Annotated in this window: 16 protein-coding genes; 6 read left to right on the plus strand and 10 right to left on the minus strand. The window is 53.8% G+C overall.

The genetic code is table 11. The features are described from left to right. Positions 1–175: 175 nt before the first annotated feature. Positions 176–916, plus strand: a complete 741-nt coding sequence (gene pflA, locus U0026_RS14925) for a pyruvate formate lyase 1-activating protein (protein WP_062777575.1) — start codon at positions 176–178, stop codon at positions 914–916. 126 nt (positions 917–1,042) lie between these two features. On the opposite strand, the gene U0026_RS14930 is transcribed toward pflA, so the two are convergent. From U0026_RS14930 to lrp, 10 genes are all read right to left on the minus strand, one after another. After that, positions 1,043–2,461 carry an APC family permease gene (locus tag U0026_RS14930; protein WP_062777577.1) on the minus strand — a complete coding sequence of 473 codons (1,419 nt, stop codon included), beginning with the start codon at positions 2,459–2,461 and terminating at the stop codon, positions 1,043–1,045. A 187-nt stretch (positions 2,462–2,648) separates the two neighbouring features. Continuing rightward, a complete protein-coding gene (locus U0026_RS14935) occupies positions 2,649–3,800 on the minus strand; it encodes an MFS transporter (protein ID WP_062777579.1) in 1,152 nt (383 codons plus the stop codon). Positions 3,801–4,061: 261 nt separating this feature from the next. Then, positions 4,062–4,925, minus strand: a complete 864-nt coding sequence (locus tag U0026_RS14940; RefSeq protein ID WP_062777581.1) for a dimethyl sulfoxide reductase anchor subunit family protein — start codon at positions 4,923–4,925, stop codon at positions 4,062–4,064. Between the two features lies 1 nt (position 4,926). After that, complete coding sequence (locus U0026_RS14945; protein ID WP_126440794.1) at positions 4,927–5,544, minus strand: DMSO/selenate family reductase complex B subunit; 618 nt, start codon at positions 5,542–5,544, stop codon at positions 4,927–4,929. Between the two features lie 10 nt (positions 5,545–5,554). Then, positions 5,555–7,999 (minus strand): dimethylsulfoxide reductase subunit A, encoded by a 2,445-nt coding sequence (dmsA, locus tag U0026_RS14950; RefSeq protein WP_062778867.1) that lies wholly within the window; start codon positions 7,997–7,999, stop codon positions 5,555–5,557. A 208-nt stretch (positions 8,000–8,207) separates the two neighbouring features. Further along, complete coding sequence (gene serS / locus U0026_RS14955; RefSeq protein WP_062778869.1) at positions 8,208–9,500, minus strand: serine--tRNA ligase; 1,293 nt, start codon at positions 9,498–9,500, stop codon at positions 8,208–8,210. Positions 9,501–9,592: 92 nt separating this feature from the next. Continuing rightward, positions 9,593–10,936 (minus strand): replication-associated recombination protein RarA, encoded by a 1,344-nt coding sequence (rarA, locus tag U0026_RS14960; protein WP_062778871.1) that lies wholly within the window; start codon positions 10,934–10,936, stop codon positions 9,593–9,595. A 9-nt stretch (positions 10,937–10,945) separates the two neighbouring features. Beyond that, the gene (gene lolA, locus U0026_RS14965) at positions 10,946–11,557 is read right to left on the minus strand and encodes an outer membrane lipoprotein chaperone LolA (protein WP_062778873.1); all 612 of its coding nucleotides are present in this window, start codon (positions 11,555–11,557) and stop codon (positions 10,946–10,948) included. Positions 11,558–11,679: 122 nt separating this feature from the next. Then, the gene (gene ftsK, locus U0026_RS14970) at positions 11,680–15,804 is read right to left on the minus strand and encodes a DNA translocase FtsK (protein ID WP_062778875.1); all 4,125 of its coding nucleotides are present in this window, start codon (positions 15,802–15,804) and stop codon (positions 11,680–11,682) included. 120 nt (positions 15,805–15,924) lie between these two features. Then, positions 15,925–16,419, minus strand: coding sequence for a leucine-responsive transcriptional regulator Lrp (lrp, locus tag U0026_RS14975; RefSeq protein ID WP_000228473.1), 495 nt, complete (start codon positions 16,417–16,419; stop codon positions 15,925–15,927). A 543-nt stretch (positions 16,420–16,962) separates the two neighbouring features. Here lrp and trxB point away from each other — a divergent pair. The 5 genes from trxB to infA all read left to right on the plus strand — a co-directional run bounded on the left by trxB (position 16,963) and on the right by infA (position 22,781). Next, entirely contained in the window at positions 16,963–17,928 is a 966-nt protein-coding gene (gene trxB, locus U0026_RS14980) for a thioredoxin-disulfide reductase (RefSeq protein ID WP_062778877.1), read from the plus strand. Positions 17,929–18,044: 116 nt separating this feature from the next. After that, a complete protein-coding gene (gene cydD / locus U0026_RS14985; RefSeq protein ID WP_062778878.1) occupies positions 18,045–19,811 on the plus strand; it encodes a heme ABC transporter permease/ATP-binding protein CydD in 1,767 nt (588 codons plus the stop codon). Then, entirely contained in the window at positions 19,812–21,533 is a 1,722-nt protein-coding gene (gene cydC / locus U0026_RS14990) for a heme ABC transporter ATP-binding protein/permease CydC (protein ID WP_062778880.1), read from the plus strand. A gap of 40 nt (positions 21,534–21,573) precedes the next feature. Then, positions 21,574–22,278 (plus strand): leucyl/phenylalanyl-tRNA--protein transferase, encoded by a 705-nt coding sequence (aat, locus tag U0026_RS14995; protein WP_062778882.1) that lies wholly within the window; start codon positions 21,574–21,576, stop codon positions 22,276–22,278. Between the two features lie 284 nt (positions 22,279–22,562). Further along, on the plus strand, positions 22,563–22,781 hold the full coding sequence (gene infA, locus U0026_RS15000; protein WP_002211347.1) for a translation initiation factor IF-1: 219 nt from the start codon (positions 22,563–22,565) through the stop codon (positions 22,779–22,781). The last annotated feature ends 11 nt before the right edge of the window (positions 22,782–22,792 follow it).

Raw genomic sequence — 22,792 nt, forward strand, 5'->3', positions numbered from 1 at the left:
GCGTAATATAAAGGCTCCACTTCGGTGGGGCCTTTCTTATAATTAACTTACGCTGAGTCGATTTTGCCTGCTGACTTCTATACCAGGTTAACAAGCAAAATAAACTCGACGCGGCTTTATAACCGTGCTCGCAAACCTGGCTTAAAAGCCGGGAAGAACTGGAGATAACACCGCAATGTCTGTAATTGGTCGTATTCACTCCTTTGAGTCCTGTGGCACCGTCGATGGCCCAGGCATCCGCTTTATTACCTTCTTCCAGGGCTGCCTGATGCGCTGCCTGTACTGCCATAACCGCGATACGTGGGATACCCATGGCGGTAAAGAAATCACCGTTGAAGAACTGATGAAAGAAGTGGTGACCTATCGCCACTTTATGAACGCATCCGGCGGCGGTGTCACTGCGTCTGGCGGTGAAGCTATCCTGCAGGCCGAGTTCGTGCGCGACTGGTTCCGTGCTTGTCACAAAGAGGGTATTCACACCTGTCTGGATACCAACGGTTTTGTCCGTCGCTACGATCCGGTGATTGATGAACTGCTGGAAGTGACCGATCTGGTCATGCTCGATCTTAAACAGATGAACGATGATATTCACCAGAACCTGGTGGGTGTATCCAATCACCGTACGCTGGAGTTTGCACAGTATCTGTCGAAGAAAGACGTGAAGGTGTGGATTCGCTACGTAGTGGTGCCAGGCTGGTCAGATGATGATGATTCCGCGCACCGTCTGGGCGAATTTACCCGCGATATGGGCAACGTCGAGAAAATCGAACTGCTGCCTTACCACGAGCTGGGCAAACACAAGTGGGTCGCCATGGGTGAAGAGTACAAACTTGACGGCGTGAAGCCGCCGAAGAAAGAAACCATGGAACGCGTGAAAGGCATTCTTGAGCAGTACGGTCATAAGGTGATGTACTAAACTCGCCTGCGCTTCCCGGCGTCGCTGTGCTCGGTCGGGCTACTTTTGTACATATTTGTAGCCCGGATGAGCGAATGCGACGCCGGGGAACACGGCACTCAATCCCAGCACCGCCTCCCTTCTTTTTTAATGCCGACGTGCCAACAGCGGGAAAATAAACCCAAGCCCTATCAGCACAAACGGCATCGCCACGTTCAGTGACAACTGGAAAATCCATTCCGGTGTGAACGCCGCCATTTTTGGGAAGATCCCGGTAAGGCAGGCAAAGGCGGTAAACAGGAAACACCATATTCCCACGGTCATCGCCAGCTTCCGGTTACGGATAAAGACGTACTCCGAGTGATATTTCTGTCCTAACCGAAGGACGGCAATAAACGCCACAAACACCCACAGATAGCGCAGCGGCATCACTACCGAGTTCAGATTCAACAGCCACTTATACAGGTTGTTCATATCACCAATTCCCAGCGTCGGCAGCATGATAAGCAGCGCCACCAGTACCAGCGTCAACAAATAACCGTTTACCGGCGTACCAGATGCGTTAGTGCGACACAGTTTCTCAGGAATATAACGGCTATCCGCATCGCTTAGCAGTACCTTCAGCGGCGCATCAATCGAGAATACCAGCGCGGCAATCTGCCCCAATGTATTGGCGATGGCATAAATTACCATCAGGGTATTACCCATGTCGTAATACTCGCCCAGTTTCTGGAACGCGTAATACTGACCGTTGGCCATCAAATCGTCGGGAATATTGTTGGAGTCGAACATCATCCCCATCGCCAATGAACCCAGAATCGCGCATACCGCTACCATCACAGCAAGGAATATCATCCCGCGCGGGAACTCTTTGCCGGGGTTACGGGTATTATTGACGTACGGTGAGATTTTTTCCGCACCGCCGACTGCAAACACCAGCATTGAGATCGTGGTGATGTAGGTGAAATCAAAATGTGGGATAAACGTGCGCCAGGAGATATTGGTTGTCGCAATTTTCACCTCCGTAATCGCAGGCGCAGTGACTGCCATGACAACGTACAGCAGCGACATCACAAACATCGCAATCCCGGCAATCGATCCCACCAGCTTCAGCGACTTCATACCGCGGGAGGCTACCCACATAAAGAAGATAAACAGCACCAACGTGAAGCCCTGTAGCGCGACCACGCCGTATTCGGTGATAAGCGACCCATTCCCCTTCAGCGCCCAGCCTAATGCAATCAAGATTGCCTGTGGCTTTTGTGCCAGATAAGGAATATGTACCACCCAATAGGTCCAGGCTGCCAGATACGCCAACCCCGGCCCCATGGTATTTTTAATCCACGTACTTACCCCACCCTTGCCATCTTTGAAGGTCGAGCCCAGTTGACCGACAATCAGCGCATACGGAGTAAAGTAGAGCGCAAAGATAAAAAGCCATGAGAAAACCACCACCAACCCCTGGTTGGCGTAGTTATTGACGACGTTACCGAAACCCCAAACCGTAATAAACGACATCAGCGCGATGTTGTACCATCGCAGCTGCTTTTCTTGATCGCTTGCCATAAATTCCGTTCCTTGAATGTTATTTTCGCGAATGCGTTATTTTTTTCGACGGATGATTATGCGAGCACTACGTAAAAAAAGGTAATGTGGTAGTGCAAAACTCCAACATCTCGCACATTTAATCGGGTTTATGGTTTTGAGAGAAAAACGCGCAGCGCGTTACCATGAAGATAACGCGCCGGTAGAATCAGGCATGAGCCACGGGGGTAGGATGATGACCCGCTTTGCGCAGCAGCATCATGAGATAGACGAACGATACTCCTGCAATCATGATAAATAGCAGATTGTCAGAGTAATTTTGCATCAGCATCGCGGTAAGCGTTGGCCCTACCAGACTGCCGATGGTGTAAGAGAGCAGCAGCGCCTGGTTCATGGCAACAAGCTGGTGATGTTCCACTTTTTCGCACGCCCAAGCCATCGCCACCGGATATAAGGTGAAGCCCGCAGCGCCAAGAATAAACAGCGAGGGCGCCATCATGGCAGGGTTCAGCATCCCCATACAGCCGATGATCACCACAAAGACCTGCACGCGCAGCACCAGTAAACGTCCGTAGCGGTCCGCCAGACGTCCAATCGGCCATTGTCCCAGAATACCGGCACTCACCATTACCGCCATCCAGAATCCGATACCGGAGTCACTCACGCCACGGTGGTTCAGATACAGCGGCATCAGGCCATACAGCGAGCCGAGAACAATACCGGAGATAATGCAACCGTTAACGCCCAGTCGCGCCTGACGCAACTTAAACATTGGCCACACGCGGGTACTGCCGCCCTCATCGTCGCCCTGTTGGTTCAGAATGCGGGTAAAGAGCAGCGGCAGGATACCCGCCAGCACAACCCCGGTCATCAGCGGCAGAATGGTCGCCATATCGGTTGGGAGTTTGCTGACGATAAGCTGCCCCAGCACGGTACCGATGTAATACATCATCATATAGGCTGCCAGCAGGCGCCCACGGTTATGCGTGGTGCCGCTGCACATCAGCGCACTTTCCACCACCACCCAAATCATCGCGCAGCCGACACCAGCAACAAATCGCCAGAACATCCAGCTCCAGAAACCGACCATCAGTCCCAGCCCAACGCAGCCCGCCGCAAAAATTAGCGAAGCAATGTAATAGCTGTTGTTGAATCCCAGGCGCTTGATAAGGCGTCCGGTCAGCATAGTACCCACCAGGTTACCGGTGAAATAGGACGAGCTGACCACTCCCACCTGCCAGGTTGGCAGATTTTCATGGGCGAGCCAGAGCGGGACGAGCGTGTTTAATACCGCGATCGCCAGCGTCAATAAAAGTAAGCCACAGAGCAATAACTGCACCGGGCGAGTATAGGTGGACATGGACTTTAAACCGTGAGGATAGACAGATTTCGAGCGCATCATGCCACTGCAAAAAACATTGTCAATCCACCGGATTTTCACCCTAAGACGCTTTATGGCCCAACGATTGATGTTTCTTATTCAGCACGACGTTTTAAAACCATCATTAAAATATATTTGATTGTTTTTATTGAGAAATAGAAGAAATATGCAGGCGGGGTTCAGTTGAAAAAATTCATGGACAAAAAGTGCCAGGGTATCACTACCCCGGCACTTTTTAGCTTAACTTGCCACCGCCATGCCGACAGTCATATGCAGACCGTAGAACACGCCGCGACCTATCAGTTCCCCCACCAGCACCAGCACAAATGCCAGGCTTAACAGCGGCAGCGCCGGTTGATAGCCCTTAAGCTGAGGAGCAACCCAGCACACCAGTGCCAGTACGATGGCAGCAATACGCCACGCCATCAGCGAACCGTAGTCAGGCACCAGCGCAGACGCCTGCTGAATTGAACTGTGAATAGAGGCCAGTTCGACGCCCTGCATCAGGGAGACCACCACGCTCACTGCCAGCGCTGCCAGGCTCACGACCGGCAGCAGGCGCAGCGCCCAGCCTTCCACTCGCGCCCAGCTCAGCAGCAGATAACCTAACAGCGGCCCGCCGATAAACAGCGTCAGGAAGAAGGAGAACGGCGTCCAGATGCTGTACCAGGTGGGCACGGTATCGATAGTGTTATACACACGTACCATCATCCACACAAAGACCACGCCCAGCACCGCCGTCACCACCAGCCACAGGCTACGTAGCACACAGGAGAGCTTATTGGTCACGGCCAGCAGCCAGCCGATACCGCCCACAGCAAAGAAGATGGAGCCACTGGCGATTTCGTTACTCAGTGACGAGGCTCCGATACGGTTAAGCGAATTAAAGGCGCGCATCGGTGAGCCCAGGTGCAGAATCGAGGCGATAAAACCAATCCCCATCAGCACCCACAGCGCAAACATGCTCAATACCACGCGCTGCTGTTGCTCACGCGACAATTGCCCTTTCATCAGTGCCAGCGCCAGTACGATAAAACCACCGGCCACACACTGCCCTAAGACCGTGAAGATCATCAGCGGCCATTCATGCCATCCACTTCCCATCTCACACCTCCTTCGGGTTGGCCAGATAGCCAGTTGTATCGCCGCACGGACGTGCATTGGCGTTCGGTTTAATCACTATGCTCGGTTTGGTGAAATGCGCAGACGGCAACGGCGCCACTGCCGCCAGCGTACCGTGCTTTTTACGCAGCTCTTCAATCGGGCCGAAGTCCAGCGCACGCAGCGGACAGGATTCGACGCAGATTTGTTTTTTACCGTCCGCCACACGTTCATGGCAGCCGTCGCATTTGGTCATATGACCTTTCGCTTCGTTGTACTGCGGTGCGCCGTAAGGGCAGGCCATATGGCAATAGCGGCAGCCGATACACACGTCTTCGTTTACCACCACGAAACCGTCTTCGCGTTTGTGCATTGCACCGCTCGGACACACCTTGGTACAGGCCGGGTCTTCACAGTGGTTACAGGCAATCGACAGATAGTAGGCAAAGACGTTCTGATTCCAGACGCCGTTATCTTCCTGCCAGTCACCACCCGCATATTCGTAAATACGACGGAAGCTCACATCCGGTGTTAAGTTCTTATAATCTTTACAGGCCAGTTCACAGGTTTTACAACCGGTGCAACGAGCGGAGTCAATAAAAAAGCCATATTGAGTGGTCATCGGTTACTCCTTACACCTTCTCAACCTGAACAAGGTTGGTATGCGATGGGTTGCCTTTCGCCAGCGGCGATGGGCGCTGGGTCGTCAGCACGTTGATAGAGCCGGCCTGATCGATACGTCCCGCATCCGGGTTGTACCAGGCGCCCTCACCCAACGCGACGATGCCCGGCATCATGCGCGGTGTCACTTTGGCCTCAATATGGACTTCGCCACGATCGTTGAAGATACGAATACGATCGCCGTTGGCAATGCCGCGTTTCTTCGCGTCCAGTGGGTTCATCCACATTTCCTGACGACACGATGCTTTAAGCACATCAACGTTGCCGTAAGTCGAGTGCACACGAGCTTTGTAGTGGAAACCGGTCAATTGCAGCGGGTATTTCTTCGCTAGCGGATCGTTGTAGTTTTCAAAGCCCGGGGTATAGATCGGTAATGGATCGATAACATCATCTTCCGCTAACTCCCAGGTCGCCGCGATTTTTGCCAGGTCCTGCGAGAAAATCTCGATTTTACCTGACGGTGTGGTCAGCGGATTAGCTTGCGGATCTTCACGGAACGCTTTATAGGCCACGTGATGCCCTTCCGGGTCACGCTGCTTAAAGATCCCTTGCTTACGGAAAGTATCGAAGTCAGGCAGTTCCGGCACGGCCTTACGAGACAGTTCGTGCAGATGGCGCATCCACCCTTCCTGCGTCCGTCCCTCGGTGAACTGTTGCTCCACACCCATGCGTTTCGCAAGCTCTGTGGTCATGTCATAAATCGTTCTGCACTCAAAGCGTGGTTTTATGACCTGATCGGTGAAGATAACGTACGACATGTTGCCGCAGGAGGCATCCATCGCGAAGTCCATCTGCTCAGAAGCGGTGCAGTCTGGCAGCAGGATGTCGGCATATTTCGCCGACGATGTCATGTGGCAGTCAATCACCACAATCATTTCGCATTTCTTATCATCCTGAAGGATGTCATGGGTACGGTTGATTTCTGAGTGCTGGTTAATCAGACAGTTACCGGCATAGTTCCAGATCATTTTGATCGGTACATCCAGCTTATCTTTCCCGCGCACCCCATCACGTAATGCCGTCATTTCAGGCCCACGGACGATCGCATCAGTCCACATAAACATGGAGATACTGGTTTCAATTGGGTTTTCAAGCGTAGGCATACGCTCGAATGGTACCTGGTAGGAACCTTCACGCGCGCCGCTGTTACCGCCGTGAATCCCAACGTTACCGGTCAGAATTGACAGCATAGAGATCGCACGAGTCGCAATTTCACCGTTAGCATGACGCTGCGGCCCCCAGCCCTGAGAGATATAGGCCGGTTTCGCACTGCCAATTTCACGCGCGAGCTTAACGATACGGTCAGCAGGAATACCGGTAATCGTGGAGGCCCACTGCGGCGTTTTCGCCGTCGCGTCATTACCCTGGCCCAGAATATAGGCTTTGTAATGGCCATTAGCGGGTGCGCTTTCCGGTAGGGTTTTCTCATCGTAGCCAACGCAGTACTTATCGAGGAACGGTTGATCGACCAGATTTTCAGTGATCATCACCCACGCCAGCGCGGAGACCAACGCTGCATCGGTACCCGGACGGATTGGAATCCACTCATCCTCACGCCCTGCACCGGTATCGGTGTAGCGCGGATCGACAATGATCATTCGTGCATTGGATTTCTGGCGCGCCTGCTCCAGATAGTAAGTTACCCCGCCACCGCTCATACGCGTTTCGCTAGGGTTATTACCAAACAGCACCACCAGTTTGCTGTTTTCAATATCGGACGGGCTATTGCCGTCAGCCCAGCCGCCATAGGTATAGTTCAGACCTTCGGCAATCTGGGCAGAAGAGTAATCGCCGTAGTGGTTCAAATAACCGCCGCAGCAGTTCATTAAACGCGCGATCAGCGTTTTACCTGGCGGCCAGGAACGAGTTAGCGTACCGCCAAGTGTCCCGGTACCATAGTTGAGATAAATAGATTCATTACCGTAGTCTTTGATCAAACGCTTCATGTTGCCGGAAATGGTGTCATACGCCTCTTCCCAACTGATGCGCTCGAATTTTCCTTCACCACGTTTACCCACGCGTTTCATTGGGTATTTAAGACGGTCCGGATTATAGACACGGCGACGCATAGAACGACCACGCAGGCAGGCACGTACTTGATGCAAGCCATCGTAGTTATCATCACCGGTATTATCGGTTTCGACGTATTTAATCTCGCCATCGACAACATGCATACGCAGCGGGCAGCGGCTTCCGCAGTTCACCGTACAGGCGCTCCAGGTGACACGTTCTACGGCGTTGGTTGGCGCAATAACCTCTGCGGCGCTGACGATACGGCTGAAGGGAAGCGTTAAAGCGCTGCTGGCCATCGCCAGTCCGCCTATCGCCGTAGTTTTCATCAAACCACGGCGGCTGACCTCGGCTGCCAGTAAAGCATCGGGGGTTTCAGTTTTCATGGATACTCACTTCGTTGCTGACATTGAAACATTAAACGCTATATAGTTATATATATAACGAAATGCCGCTATTATAGTTTTATATGCTGGTATTACTTAGAAGGGGGTATTAAACGTTCTACCAGGAGAGGTATTGTTCAGTATCAATGTGAGCTATAAAAAAAGCGCCTTACGGCGCTTTTTTTCAGACAGTCGAGAAAATCGAGGATTAACCGATAAACTCGAGGCCGTTCATGTAAGGACGCAGTACTTCAGGTACTTCAATACGACCATCCGCCTGCTGATAGTTTTCCAGCACGGCAACCAGCGTACGACCGACCGCCAGACCAGACCCGTTCAGGGTATGAACCAGACGCGTTTTCTTATCGGACTTGCTGCGGCAGCGAGCCTGCATGCGGCGAGCCTGGAAGTCCCAGACGTTGGAGCATGAAGAAATTTCGCGGTAGGTATTCTGCGCCGGAACCCAAACTTCAAGATCATAGGTTTTACATGCGCTAAAGCCCATGTCACCGGTACACAAGATGATTTTACGGTACGGCAGGCCCAGTAATTGCAGCACTTTTTCCGCGTGTCCGGTCATCTCTTCCAGTGCCGCCATTGAATCTTCCGGGCGAACAACCTGCACCATTTCAACTTTATCGAACTGGTGCATACGAATCAGACCACGCGTATCGCGACCGTAAGAGCCTGCTTCAGAACGGAAGCACGGCGTATGCGCTGTCATTTTGATTGGCAGATCGTCTTCGTCGATGATTTCATCACGTACCAGGTTCGTCAGCGGCACTTCTGCGGTTGGGATCAGCGCATAGTTGCTGCTGTCAGATTCTTCTTCCAGCGGACGTGTATGGAACAGATCGCCGGCAAATTTCGGCAACTGACCCGTACCGTACAGCGTGTCCTGGTTAACCAGGTAAGGCACATAGTTTTCACTGTAGCCGTGCTGTTCAGTATGCAGGTCCAGCATGAACTGCGACAGTGCGCGGTGCATACGGGCAATTTGGCCTTTCATCACCACAAAACGTGAACCAGTCAGCTTAACGGCGGCGGCGAAATCCAGGCCGCTGTGCATTTCGCCCAGCGTCACGTGGTCACGCACTTCAAAGTCAAACTCACGCGGAGTGCCCCAGCGGCTGACTTCGACGTTGTCGTTTTCGTCTCGGCCTACCGGTGCATCGTCGTGCGGAACGTTCGGGATCGTCAGCGCGATATCACGGATCTCCGCCAGCAGAACGTCCAGTTCGGCTTTCGCGGCATCAAGTTGTTCGCCGAGTTTGTTCACTTCCAGGCGTAAAGGCTCAATGTCTTCCCCGCGTGCTTTCGCCTGGCCGATGGATTTCGATCGCGAGTTACGCTCTGCCTGCAGATTTTCAGTTTCTACCTGCAGTACTTTACGACGCTCTTCAAGAGCGCGAAGTTTATCTACATCCAGCTTAAAGCCCCGGCGTGCCAGTTTTTCTGCGACTGCGTCTGGCTCTGTGCGCAGCAGATTGGGATCGAGCATGCTTATCCTATGCTTATCGAATTGAAAGTGGAGTATGCGACCGCAGCCCGCGGTCACAGAGGTACATTGACAACATTACCGCAACGCCTGCGCTAGCGGTAGCGTTTTGTGTGGCTATTTTGATCCTGTTCAGCAAGCCAGGCGAGCTTTTCGCCAATCTTGCCTTCAAGACCCCGTTTCGTTGGATGATAATAGCGAGTTTGCGCCATTTCGCTGGGGAAATACTCCTCGCCCGCCGCGTAGGCATTTGGCTCATCATGGGCGTAGCGATATTCCTGCCCATAGCCCATCTCTTTCATCAGTTTTGTCGGCGCATTACGCAGATGCACCGGAACATCATAATCCGGACGTTCACGAGCATCAGCCATCGCGGCTTTAAAGGCGGTATAGACGGCGTTACTCTTCGGCGCACACGCCAGATAGACAATCGCCTGAGCAATAGCGCGCTCACCTTCTGATGGGCCAACACGGGTAAAACAGTCCCAGGCTGAAATAGCCACCTGCATCGCTCGCGGATCGGCATTACCAACATCTTCTGAGGCTATCGCCAGACAGCGTCGCGCCACATACAGTGGATCGCCACCGGCGCTAATGATGCGGGCATACCAGTAAAGTGCGGCATCCGGCGCGCTACCGCGCACTGATTTATGCAGCGCTGAAATCAGGTCGTAGAAGCGATCGCCTTTGTTATCAAAACGAGCGCTGCGCTCACCGGCAATTTCGGTCAACAGCTGGGGTTGCAATACACGCTTACCGGCGTCATCCAGCTCGGCCATATCGGCCATCATTTCCAGCGTATTCAGTGCCCGACGCGCATCACCGTTCACCAGTTCGGCAATCGCGCGGCGGGTTTCGTCTGGCAGGATAATATCCTGCCCACCATAGCCACGTGCTTTGTCTTCCATCGCCTGAGTAAGCACTTGCTCAATATCTTCAGTCGTCAGTGATTTCAGCAAATAGACGCGCGCACGGGAAAGCAGCGCTGAGTTCAGCTCGAACGATGGGTTTTCGGTGGTTGCACCGATAAAGGTGATGGTACCGTCTTCGATATGCGGCAGGAAAGCATCCTGCTGGCTTTTGTTGAAGCGGTGGACTTCGTCAACGAACAGAATCGTCCGTCGTCCAGCATTGCGGTTTTGCCGTGCGCGTTCGATAGCCTCACGGATCTCTTTGACCCCGGAGGTGACGGCAGAAATACGCTCAACATCGGCATTAGCGTAACGCGCAATCACTTCCGCCAGCGTGGTTTTACCGGTTCCCGGTGGCCCCCAGAGGATCATCGAGTGCAGATGCCCGGCTTCGATGGCGCGCGGCAGCGGTTTACCGGCCGCCAGCAAATGCTGCTGCCCGATATACTGCGCTAAGTTTTCTGGCCGCATACGCGCGGCCAGAGGTTGAAAAGTGTTATCAGAAAAATCGAGCGACAAATTGCCCACGCATGCCTCTTACTTACGCTGATCGTCCACCGTCACGCCCTGCGGCGGTGTAAAGGTGAATTTAGAGGGGTCAACCGCGCCGTTTTGCTGCGTTTTCAGCTGGTAGCTACTGCGCTGATCGTCCTGTTCGATGGCGCTAAACTGATGGATGGTGCCATCACGGCCAACGTTAATGGTGAATTTTTTCAGATTGCCGTTACTGGCGCGCGGCGTCAGCACAAAATCATCACCATTTTGCTGGATATTATATTGCTGCCAGTCACTCGCCTGGTTACGCGCAATTAGCATAAACGGCGTGTTGCCGGTCGCATCTTTCAGATTCGTCGCGGTCGCCTGTTCAACAAACGGGTTATAGAACCACAATGTTTTACCGTCAGAGACCAGAATACTTTCGTCCGGCTGCGTCATGTGCCAGTTGAACAAATTTGGACGTTTTACCCATAAATCGCCCTGGCCGTCCTGTACCGCATTACCGCTGCCGTCTGTCACTTTCTGGGTGAAGCTGGCGTGGAAGCTGCTGACTTTATCCAGGCGGTTTTTCAGGTCACCGGCGGCATCAGCCCATACGCTGCTGACAACAAAGCTGGAAAGTAATGCACATGTGATCGCGAACTTTTTCATTGTTATTCCTTAAATAGCCTCATGCTCCCGCCAGGAGAGCTTCTGTCACCCACTCTATGATGCCATTTAGTGCGGTGACAGAAGAATATGCTTAATTCTGACTAATTTACCGATCTTTTCAATCAGTCGAACGGAGGGGGAGCCAGCACCTCACGGTTACCGTTGTGCCCCTGTTCGCTGACGATCCCCTGCGCTTCCATCTGTTCGATGATACGCGCCGCGCGGTTATAACCAATACGGAATTGACGCTGTACGCCTGAGATCGAGGCTTTACGTTTCTGAGTCACGAAATTCACCGCCTGGTCGAACAACGGATCCAGTTCTTCAGCACCATCGAAGCCGCCACCGCCGCCACCTTCGCTTTCGCTATCGGAGGTGATGCCATCCACATATTGTGGTCGACCGCGGGCTTTCCAGTCCTGCACTACAGCATGCACTTCCTGGTCACGAACGAACGCACCGTGGACACGCACCGGGTTGTTCGAGTTAGGTGCCGCGTACAGCATATCCCCCATCCCCAGTAACGACTCAGCGCCGCCCTGATCGAGGATGGTACGGGAGTCGATTTTACTGGAAACCGTAAACGCAATACGCGTTGGAATGTTGGCTTTGATAAGCCCAGTGATAACGTCTACCGACGGACGCTGGGTCGCTAATACCAGGTGGATACCCGCCGCACGCGCTTTCTGCGCCAGTCGTGCGATCAGTTCTTCCACTTTTTTACCCACGGTCATCATCAGGTCAGCGAATTCATCGACCAGCACAACGATATACGGCAGTTTTTCCAGCACCGGATGAGTGGCATCCATGCTATCGCCCGGCTTCCAGTATGGATCCGGAATTGGACGACCCATACGGGCCGCTTCAGCAATTTTCTCGTTATAACCGGCCAGGTTACGAACGCCCAACGCAGACATCAGTTTGTAGCGACGTTCCATTTCATTGACGCTCCAGCGCAAGGCGTTGGCAGCATCCTTCATGTCCGTCACGACTTCGGTCAGCAGATGCGGGATACCTTCATAAACGGACAGCTCCAGCATTTTCGGGTCGATCATAATGAAACGCACATCTTCCGGCTGCGCTTTATACAGCATGCTGATGATCATGGCGTTCACACCGACAGATTTACCCGAGCCGGTGGTCCCTGCTACCAGCAGATGTGGCATTTTGGCAAGATCGGCAACCACCGGTTCACCGGCAATATCTTTACCCAATACCACGGTTAGCGGCGACGGATTATCGCGGAACTTATCGCAATCCAGCACTTCGCGCAGATAAACGGTCTGACGTTTTTTGTTCGGCAGTTCCAGACCCACATACGGTTTGCCTGGGATAACTTCTACCACGCGCACAGCAACGGTCGATAATGAACGCGCCAGGTCACGAGAGAGATTGGAGATACGTGCGGCTTTCACGCCCGGAGCAAGATTCAGTTCGAAGCGGGTGATGACCGGCCCCGGTGAATAGTTCACTACGTCAGCCTTGATGCGATAGTCAGCCAGTCGCGTTTCCACCAGACGTGCCATTTGTTCCAGTGCAAAAGTATCGACCGGTTCCACTTCTGTCGGCGGTGGCGTTAAAAGATCCAGCGACGGCAGCGGCGTGGTCGGCCTTTGGAGCGGACGATCGTCCCCGTTACGCATCAACAGTGGGTGAATCAGACTCTCCTGCGGCGGCGGAACTGGCTGCTGCGTTTGTGCGTACTGCGGGTGTTGAGGCTGCTGTACCGATTGCTGCGGCTGCGCATACTGTGGGTGTTGCGGTTGCTGCACCGGTTGCTGCGGCTGCGCATACTGTGAGTGCTGCACAGGTTGTTGGGGTTGAGCATATTGCGGTGCATGCTGTGGCTGTTGATGGCTTTGAGCATGCTGAGGCGGCTGCTGATAATGTTGCGGCTGCGGCGGTGCAACCGGCTCAGGCATCGCGCTCGGCGTAAACAAAGGCGCTTTCGGCGTATCATCAACCAGCGTTTTCATCGGCGAAAACTCAAAATCATCGGCTGAGTATGAATACGCGCCATCCGGCTGTTCGCTCGCATAGCGACTCTGCTGAGAAGCGGCAAACTGTCGTGCGAGTTCAGCTTCTGCGACATTATCCGCATCGTCGCCTTCAGCGGCATAGCTATCGTGATGAGCATCCGTTTCACCGTAACGCTGCTGCTGCGTGGCTGCAAACTGGCGCGCCAACGCATCCTGATGCACAGCATCGGCTTCATCGTCGTTCAGGTTCTCAGTATCGTCAGTTTGATAACGCTCAGCTTCACGTGCGGCTCGCTCTTCGGCCATGCGCTGCGATGGAAGCTTAATACCATACGACGCCAGTTCACGGCGCGTAGGAACGCGCACGCGATTTGGCGCTGGCAATTTCGGGCCGATGCCTTCTTTGATCTGCGGGCGCGGGCCATCTGCCGGACTAAACAACGGCGCGGAGGCTGCAGCTGCGGCGGCCACAGCACCCGCTGCGACGGAAGCATCACGAACGCTTGCGGCAATTGGCGCAACGGCAGCGGTAGGTTCAGGCATCGAAACCGGAGCTGGGGTAGACGGAAATACGCCCTGCTGCTCTACGGGTGCCAAAGGTTCAGGGATTGGCTGATACCATGCAGCCAGTTGCTCACGTTCACGGGCACGTTTCTCTTCCACTTCTTCGAAGTAATAGAGAGGCGGACGGTGCGCAGGCTTCACCTCTTCTTCAACAATCGGTTCAGGTTCGACTGTAGGAGTAGGTTCAACAAACGGTGGTTCCGCTATGTATGCCTGCTCATTCGGCTCCTGATAAACAGGTTGCTGAGGCTGCGCGTACTGCGGCTCCTGATAAACAGGTTGCTGAGGCTGTGCGTATTGCGGTTCCTGGTATGCAGGTTGCTGCGGCTGTGCGTACTGCGGCTCCTGGTAAACAGGCTGCTGAGGCTGCGCGTACTGCGGCTCCTGGTAAACAGGCTGCTGCGGCTGTGCGTACTGCGGCTCCTGATAAACAGGCTGCTGCGGCTGCGCGTACTGCGGTTCCTGGTAAACAGGTTGCTGCGGCTGTGCGTACTGCGGCTCCTGGTAAACAGGCTGCTGCGGCTGCGCGTACTGCGGTTCCTGATAAACTGGCGGCTGCGTATTCAGCGGCTGTTCGTAAGCCGGTTGCGGTGCTGATTGCCAGCCTTCTGGTGTAGGAGCAATGTTCGGATCTGTGGTGACAGGGGCAGACACGGGCTGCCATTCAACGTCAGGAATAGTCGCCGGCTGAGCAGCGTCGGCAGTCCATGCAGGAGCCGTCACCATCGCAGTGGCCACAGGGGCGGATTCAGTCACCGAATGGCCGTTTAGCAGCGGATCGAATTCATCGTACTCGGACGCGCGCGTGGCGGTAGCACCGGAGAACAGCACATCATCAGGATCGGCCTTAGCCGCATAACGCTCAGCCCCTTCCGGATCATCCATACGGCGACCTGAGAACAACGCTTCATCCGTTTTACGTCCCATTGGATTAGAGAATTTTTCGGCAATGCGTTTGCGACGAGCCAGTGCTCCGCGCAAGATACGTGCACGGCGAGAGTCACGCGATACTTTCGGCGCAACCTCACCCTCTTCTTCGTATTCGTCGTCTTCGTAGTCGTCTTCTTCGACCCAGCTATCATCGCGGCGGGTACGGTTGCTGGCGAACGTCAGAACATTCAGGATCCAGCTGCCCATTTTTTCAGCAATGCTGACCCAGGACCAGCCGGTAAACAGCGTTAAACCCGCAGCCCAAATACACAACAATGCAATGGTGCCGCCGCTGCTGTGCAGCATCGGTTGTAAAGCCGTGCTTAACAGGCTGCCGACAACGCCGCCCGAGGCAAAATACCAGATATCATCTGCGTTGATAGCGGCCAAGCCGCAGGAGGTAAGAATAATCGCCAGGACGCCAATCAGGCGTAACGACACAGCGAAATAGTCGATGTAGTCTTCGCTCGCACGGTGTCGCCAGGCAAACCAACAGCCGCCTACGATAATCACCGGAATGGTGTACGCCATCACGCCGAAAATGAAGAACAGCGTGTCCGCAAGCCACGCGCCCGGAGCGCCACACAAATTGTGGATAGGTTCGTGCCAGGCCGTTTGAGACCAGCTGGGATCGGAAGGATTAAAGCTCAGTAGTGCTGCCATCAACCAGACGGCAAAAATGGCGCATAAAAGGAGCAACGCCTCAAGGAGTCGGCGTCCGCTGCTGAGTTTTGTAAGTTTGACTTCTTTGTCTTCTGTATATTCCTGGCTCAAGAAAGGCTCTCCAGGTGCCAAATGCTAAAACGGACAACAGTGTCAGATTACGCTGACACTGTTGCTGTATGGATTAACAGGAGTGTAATCAAACTACGCTGATTTTGCACCTGTTCCGTTTTAGCGGGTCTTAATTACCAGACGATTACTCTGTTTGACCTCTTCCATAACGACATACGTACGGGTGTCGTTGACGCCAGGCAGGCGCAGCAGAGTCTCGCCAAGGAGCTTACGGTATGCCGACATATCGGGTACGCGGGTTTTCAACAAATAGTCGAAATCACCGGAAACCAAGTGACACTCTTGAATTTCTTCAAGTTTTTGTACGGCGGTATTAAATTGTTCGAACACATCCGGCGCGCCACGATTCAGAGTAATCTCAACAAAAACCAGCAGCGACGCATCCAGATAATGCGGGTTCAGCAGCGCGGTATAGCCCTGAATAAAACCCTGTCGTTCCAGACGACGTACGCGCTCAAGGCACGGGGTCGGAGAAAGTCCTACTCTTTTGGAAAGCTCGACGTTCGAAATACGCCCATCTTTTTGCAATTCATTCAGGATGTTGCGGTCGATGCGGTCGAGATCTTTGCCAGGGCGTTTTTTACTATCTACCATTATTATTGTCTCTCTGTATTCCTTCCCTACTCCTGTCTTGACTCTGTGTCACTTCACTGTTCAGAGCCTTATCCCGATTTCAATACGCCGTTGTTGCTGCAACGACGGATATCCCAGGGTATGCGTATGAGAAGCTCCGGTGCCACCCTCCGACATCACGTATGAAGTCTGTCCACGTCATACGTAGATTTCAGTGATCCGGTTAAAAATGGCATTTACGTGCATGAAAATTCACCACACGCGAAACACTGCTTTTCTTCTTCCTTGAATGTTGTCGCAAAAGCACAGGTGATTGTCAAAGCAAAACATCTTTTTTTAGTACAACATGCCAGATATTCATTATCAGCCGGGCTTGATTCACATGTAATCGTCTTATAACTCTGCCGCTGACAGTAGAAATAATTATATTTTTTGATGTTAAATTAAGCAATCAATCGGCATATTCTATTGCACATATCGTTAACATAATCTCAGTGCTCTTTTTTTACGTCTACAAATTCCCTACAATCCAGACCAATGTCTGCCAACAATTATGGGGATCTCATGGGCACGGCCAAACACAGTAAGTTGTTAATCCTTGGTTCAGGACCTGCGGGATATACCGCTGCGGTCTATGCTGCACGCGCAAACCTGCAACCGGTACTGATTACCGGTCTGGAAAAAGGCGGTCAGCTGACCACCACCACCGAAGTGGAAAACTGGCCAGGCGATCCGAACGATCTGACCGGTCCGCTGCTGATGGAACGCATGCACGAGCATGCCACCAAGTTTGAAACCGAAATTCTTTTCGATCACATTCACACTGTCGATCTGCAAAACCGTCCCTTCCGCCTGACCGGCGACAGCGGCGAATACACCTGCGATGCCTTAATCATCGCTACCGGTGCCTCTGCCCGTTACCTGGGTCTACCATCGGAAGAAGCGTTTAAAGGTCGTGGCGTGTCTGCGTGCGCAACCTGTGACGGATTCTTCTACCGCAACCAAAAAGTCGCGGTGATTGGCGGCGGGAACACGGCCGTGGAAGAAGCGCTGTACCTGTCTAACATTGCCTCTGAAGTGCATCTGATTCACCGTCGTGAATCCTTCCGCGCGGAAAAAATCCTTATCAAACGTCTGATGGATAAAGTGGAAAGCGGCAATATTGTGCTGCACACCCACCGTACACTGGAAGAAGTGACCGGTGACCAGATGGGTGTTAGCGGTCTGCGTCTGCGTGATACCCAGAGTGATAATATTGAGTCTCTCGAGGTCGCAGGTCTGTTTGTCGCTATCGGCCACAGCCCGAACACGGCTATTTTCCAGGGCCAACTGGAACTGGAAAACGGCTATATCAAAGTTCAGTCCGGTATTCACGGTAACGCGACCCAGACCAGCATCCCTGGAGTCTTTGCCGCAGGTGACGTGATGGACCACATTTACCGTCAGGCGATCACCTCTGCGGGCACCGGCTGTATGGCTGCGCTGGACGCAGAACGTTATCTCGACGGTCTGGCAGACGCTTGCAAATAATCTTTACAAGTCAGTAACAAAAGTAAAAAAGGCGACGATAAGTCGCCTTTATTTTTTCTGCGATGTAACATTGCCGCGCACATAACTGAAACCATAAGCTACCTGCTAAGCGCCCAATGAATAAAAGTCGCCAACAAGAACTCACCCGCTGGCTCAAACAGCAAAGCGTAGTCTCGCGCCGCTGGTTGATGACCTCCCGTCTGCTCGGCTTCGCAAGCGGTGTACTGATTATCGCCCAAGCCTGGTTCCTGGCCCGTATTCTTCATCACATGATCATGGAGAATATTCCACGAGAAGCCCTGCTGATGCCGTTTATCCAGCTGGTGCTGATTTTTATCCTTCGCGCTTGGGTCGTCTGGCTACGCGAACGCGTCGGTTTCCATGCCGGACAACAGATCCGCTTTGAGATCCGTCGTCAGGTGCTGGACCGCCTCCAGCAGGCAGGGCCAGCCTGGATTCAAGGCAAACCAGCCGGAAGCTGGGCAACGCTGATTCTTGAGCAGATTGACGATATGCACGATTACTACGCGCGCTATCTCCCGCAGATGGCATTGGCGACGTGCGTGCCACTGTTAATTGTGGCGGCAATCTTCCCATCAAACTGGGTGGCAGCACTCATTTTGCTAGTCACCGCACCGCTGATACCGATGTTCATGGCGCTAGTCGGCATGGGTGCTGCCGATGCTAACCGCCGTAACTTCCTCGCCCTGGCGCGCCTGAGTGGACACTTCCTCGACCGTCTGCGCGGCATGGACACCTTACGTATTTTCGGACGCGGAGAAGCTGAGACCGACAGCATCCGTGAAGCCTCACAAGATTTTCGTCATCGCACGATGGAAGTGCTGCGTCTGGCCTTCCTCTCCTCCGGCGTACTTGAGTTCTTTACTTCGCTCTCCATTGCGTTGGTCGCGGTCTACTTCGGTTTCTCTTATCTGGGCGAGCTCAACTTTGGCAGCTATGGGATGGCGGTAACGCTCTCCTCCGGCTTCCTGGCATTGATACTGGCACCTGAATTCTTCCAGCCGCTGCGTGATTTAGGCACCTTCTACCATGCGAAAGCTCAAGCCGTGGGCGCCGCTGATAGCCTGAAAACCTTCCTTGAAGCGCCGCTGGCACACCCTGAACAGGGTGATCAGGTTCTGGAGACCAGCGAGCCGGTCACGCTTCAGGCAAAAGATCTGTTTATCACTTCCCCGGAAGGCAAAATGCTGGTTGGGCCGCTTAACTTCACCCTGGGCGCCGGACAACGCGCAGTGCTGGTGGGGCAAAGTGGCTCCGGTAAAAGTTCGCTGCTAAATGCGCTGGCTGGATTCTTACCCTATAGCGGGTCGCTACTGGTTAACGGCGTCGAACTGCGCCATCTGCAGCCGGAAGGCTGGCACCGCCTGATGAGTTGGGTCGGGCAAAACCCGCAACTTCCTGCACCTACAGTTCGCGACAACGTGCTGCTGGGCAACCCCGATGCCAATGAAGAAGAACTTAATAACGCACTGGAAAAAGCGTGGGTTAATGAGTTTCTACCACAGCTTCCGCAAGGCGTAGACACCGCCGTTGGTGAGCAGTCCGCCCGCTTGTCCGTCGGCCAGGCACAACGCGTCGCGGTGGCGAGAGCGTTGATAGCGCCGTGCCGTCTGTTACTGCTGGATGAACCCGCAGCTAGCCTTGACGCCCATAGCGAGCAACGGGTGATGCAAGCACTGACCGAAGCCTCGACCCAACAAACCACGCTGATGGTCACCCACCAACTCGAAGGGTTGACCGAATGGGATGCTATCTGGGTGATGGAAAACGGTCAGATCATTGAGCAGGGTACGTATCAACAGCTGGTTGAGGCTAATGGCGTCTTCACTAGCCTGCTGGCCAATCGTCAGGAGGAGATTTAAATGCGCGCATTGCTGCCTTATCTGGCGCTCTACAAACGTCACAAATGGCTATTAAGCCTCGGTGTCGTGCTGGCGATAATCACGCTATTAGCCAGCATTGGCTTACTGACGCTCTCCGGCTGGTTCCTGTCTGCATCGGCCGCGGTCGGGTTCGCGGGAGCTTACACCTTCAACTACATGCTGCCCGCTGCGGGCGTACGCGGTGCGGCGATTATTCGTACTGCCGGTCGCTACTTTGAGCGTCTGGTCAGCCACGATGCCACCTTCCGCGTGCTGCAACACCTTCGCGTCTTCACATTCAGCAAGCTGCTACCGCTCTCCCCTGCTGGGCTCGCGCGTTTTCGTCAGGGTGAACTGCTAAACCGCATGGTGGCGGATGTCGACACGCTCGATCATCTTTACCTGCGCGTGATTTCACCGCTGATTGGCGCACTGGTGGTTATTCTGGTGGTTACCGCCGGGCTAAGTCTGCTGGACGTTAGCCTTGCACTGACGCTCGGCGGCATCATGCTGGCGACGCTGCTCATCCTGCCACCGCTGTTTTACCGCGCTGGTAAGCCGACCGGCGTACAGCTCACCACGCTGCGTGGGCAATATCGTCAACAGTTAACCGGCTGGCTTCAGGGACAGGCGGAACTCACCATTTTCAACGCCAGCCAGCGCTATCGTAAGCAAATGGAGCAGACTGAACTGAACTGGCATGATGCCCAGCGTCGCCAGTCCGAACTTACCGCCCTTTCCCAGGCGCTGATGCTGCTTATCGGCGGTGCGGCAGTGGTTGCCATGTTATGGCTTGCCGCCGGAGGCGTGGGCGAGAATACGCAGCCAGGTGCGCTTATCGCCCTGTTTGTCTTCTGTGCGCTGGCGGCGTTCGAAGCTCTCGCACCGGTGACCGGGGCGTTTCAGCATTTGGGTCAGGTTATCGCCTCGGCGCTACGCGTCAGTCAGATTATTGAACAGCAGCCTGAAGTGACCTTCCCGCAGCAAGCCTCAGCTCGGCCGGAGCAGGTGGCGCTGACGCTAGACAACGTTTCGTTCACCTACCCTGAACAGTCGCAGCCCGCGCTGGATAGGCTGTCACTGCAAATTCATGCCGGTGAACACATTGCCATTCTGGGACGTACCGGCTGCGGCAAATCAACGCTGTTGCAACTGCTGACCCGCGCCTGGGATCCACAGCAAGGTCAGCTCCAGCTTAACAACAGTCCGCTTAGCCGCATGGATGAACAAACGCTTCGCCAGACCATGAGCCTGGTGCCACAGCGTGTGCATCTGTTTAGCGCAACCCTACGCGACAACCTATTGCTGGCAAAACCCCAGGCCAGTGACGAGATGCTCTGTGAGGTCTTGCGCCGCACCGGGTTAGAAAAGCTGCTGGAAGACTCAGGGCTTAACAGCTGGCTGGGTGAAGGCGGTCGTCAACTTTCCGGGGGCGAATTACGCCGCCTTGGGATTGCCCGTGCATTGTTACACGATGCGCCGCTGATGCTGCTGGATGAACCTACCGAAGGGCTGGATGCCACCACCGAGAGTCAGATTCTCGAGCTGCTGGCTGACGTTATGCGCGATAAAACGCTGCTGATGGTGACCCATCGCCTGCGTGGACTGGCGCGATTTAATCAGATAATTGTCATGGACAACGGACAAATTATTGAGCAAGGTAATCATACAGAACTGCTGGCAAAACAAGGTCGTTACTACCAGTTTAAACAGCGCCTGTAGGCTATGATTAGTTAACGTTGTTTCATGAGGTCATCGCGGCATGCGCCTTGTCCAGCTTTCTCGACATTCGATAGCTTTTCCCTCACCTGAGGGCGCATTACGCGAACCAAATGGACTTCTGGCCTTAGGGGGCGATCTCGCCCCTGCCCGGCTGTTGATGGCCTATCAGCGCGGGATTTTCCCATGGTTTTCACCCGGCGACCCGATTCTCTGGTGGTCACCCGATCCCCGTGCCGTGCTGTGGCCTGAGCAGTTTCATCTCAGTCGCAGCATGAAACGTTTTCACAAGACCTCCCCATACCGCGTCACACTGAACTACGCCTTTAGCCAGGTTATTGAAGGTTGCGCGCAGGATCGTCACGAAGGCACCTGGATTACTGCTAGTATCAGTCAGGCCTACCATCGGCTGCACGAGCTGGGTCACGCTCACTCCATTGAAGTCTGGCAAGACGACACGCTTGTAGGCGGCATGTACGGCGTTGTGATGGGCGAACTGTTTTGCGGCGAGTCAATGTTCAGCCGGGCAGAGAACGCCTCTAAGACGGCGTTGTACGTCTTCTGTGAGGCATTTCATCAGGCTGGCGGTAAACTAATCGACTGTCAGGTGCTAAACAGCCATACCGCTTCGCTGGGCGCGGTGGAAATTCCGCGTCGTGATTATCTGGAACAGTTGGATACTCTGCGTACTGGACGATTGTCCCATCAATTTTGGGTACCTCGCCCGTTGTTTTGCGCTGAAAGGTAAATGTTTTCAGCACAATTTCCATGAGGATGATATAATTGCCGACGAGAGTCGCTTCTGCCTTTTGCCCCGCCGCCGTTTGGGAATCATTCGAGTCAGATAACACCCACGTTTATCCTGCTGTTTCCGGCTTGGTTCGCGCCCATCACATAACTAGTTTGTGTGGTGAAAGGGTGATGCGCAAAAACGACTTTCGCCGATAAAGACGGACAATTCTTTACTTACTTGATGAATTTCGGCATTATCTTGCCGGTTCAAATTACGGTAGTGATACCCCAGAGGATTAGATGGCCAAAGAAGACAATATTGAAATGCAGGGTACCGTTCTTGATACGTTACCTAATACCATGTTCCGCGTAGAACTGGAAAACGGACACGTGGTGACTGCACATATCTCCGGTAAAATGCGCAAAAACTATATCCGCATCCTGACGGGCGACAAAGTGACTGTTGAGCTGACCCCGTACGACCTGAGCAAAGGCCGCATTGTCTTCCGTAGTCGCTAATAACCGCAGAT

It is taken from the genome of Kluyvera intermedia, from assembly GCF_034424175.1.
GTDB lineage: Bacteria > Pseudomonadota > Gammaproteobacteria > Enterobacterales > Enterobacteriaceae > Kluyvera > Kluyvera intermedia.

What these genes read in the sequence shown, in the direction of transcription:
- pflA (WP_062777575.1), top strand. Translation starts at nt 176, where the DNA reads ATGTCTGTAATTGGTCGTATTCACTCCTTTGAGTCCTGTGGCACCGTC.
- U0026_RS14930 (WP_062777577.1), bottom strand. Translation starts at nt 2,461, where the DNA reads ATGGCAAGCGATCAAGAAAAGCAGCTGCGATGGTACAACATCGCGCTG.
- U0026_RS14935 (WP_062777579.1), bottom strand. Translation starts at nt 3,800, where the DNA reads ATGTCCACCTATACTCGCCCGGTGCAGTTATTGCTCTGTGGCTTACTT.
- U0026_RS14940 (WP_062777581.1), bottom strand. Translation starts at nt 4,925, where the DNA reads ATGGGAAGTGGATGGCATGAATGGCCGCTGATGATCTTCACGGTCTTA.
- U0026_RS14945 (WP_126440794.1), bottom strand. Translation starts at nt 5,544, where the DNA reads ATGACCACTCAATATGGCTTTTTTATTGACTCCGCTCGTTGCACCGGT.
- dmsA (WP_062778867.1), bottom strand. Translation starts at nt 7,999, where the DNA reads ATGAAAACTGAAACCCCCGATGCTTTACTGGCAGCCGAGGTCAGCCGC.
- serS (WP_062778869.1), bottom strand. Translation starts at nt 9,500, where the DNA reads ATGCTCGATCCCAATCTGCTGCGCACAGAGCCAGACGCAGTCGCAGAA.
- lolA (WP_062778873.1), bottom strand. Translation starts at nt 11,557, where the DNA reads ATGAAAAAGTTCGCGATCACATGTGCATTACTTTCCAGCTTTGTTGTC.
- lrp (WP_000228473.1), bottom strand. Translation starts at nt 16,419, where the DNA reads ATGGTAGATAGTAAAAAACGCCCTGGCAAAGATCTCGACCGCATCGAC.
- trxB (WP_062778877.1), top strand. Translation starts at nt 16,963, where the DNA reads ATGGGCACGGCCAAACACAGTAAGTTGTTAATCCTTGGTTCAGGACCT.
- cydD (WP_062778878.1), top strand. Translation starts at nt 18,045, where the DNA reads ATGAATAAAAGTCGCCAACAAGAACTCACCCGCTGGCTCAAACAGCAA.
- cydC (WP_062778880.1), top strand. Translation starts at nt 19,812, where the DNA reads ATGCGCGCATTGCTGCCTTATCTGGCGCTCTACAAACGTCACAAATGG.
- aat (WP_062778882.1), top strand. Translation starts at nt 21,574, where the DNA reads ATGCGCCTTGTCCAGCTTTCTCGACATTCGATAGCTTTTCCCTCACCT.
- infA (WP_002211347.1), top strand. Translation starts at nt 22,563, where the DNA reads ATGGCCAAAGAAGACAATATTGAAATGCAGGGTACCGTTCTTGATACG.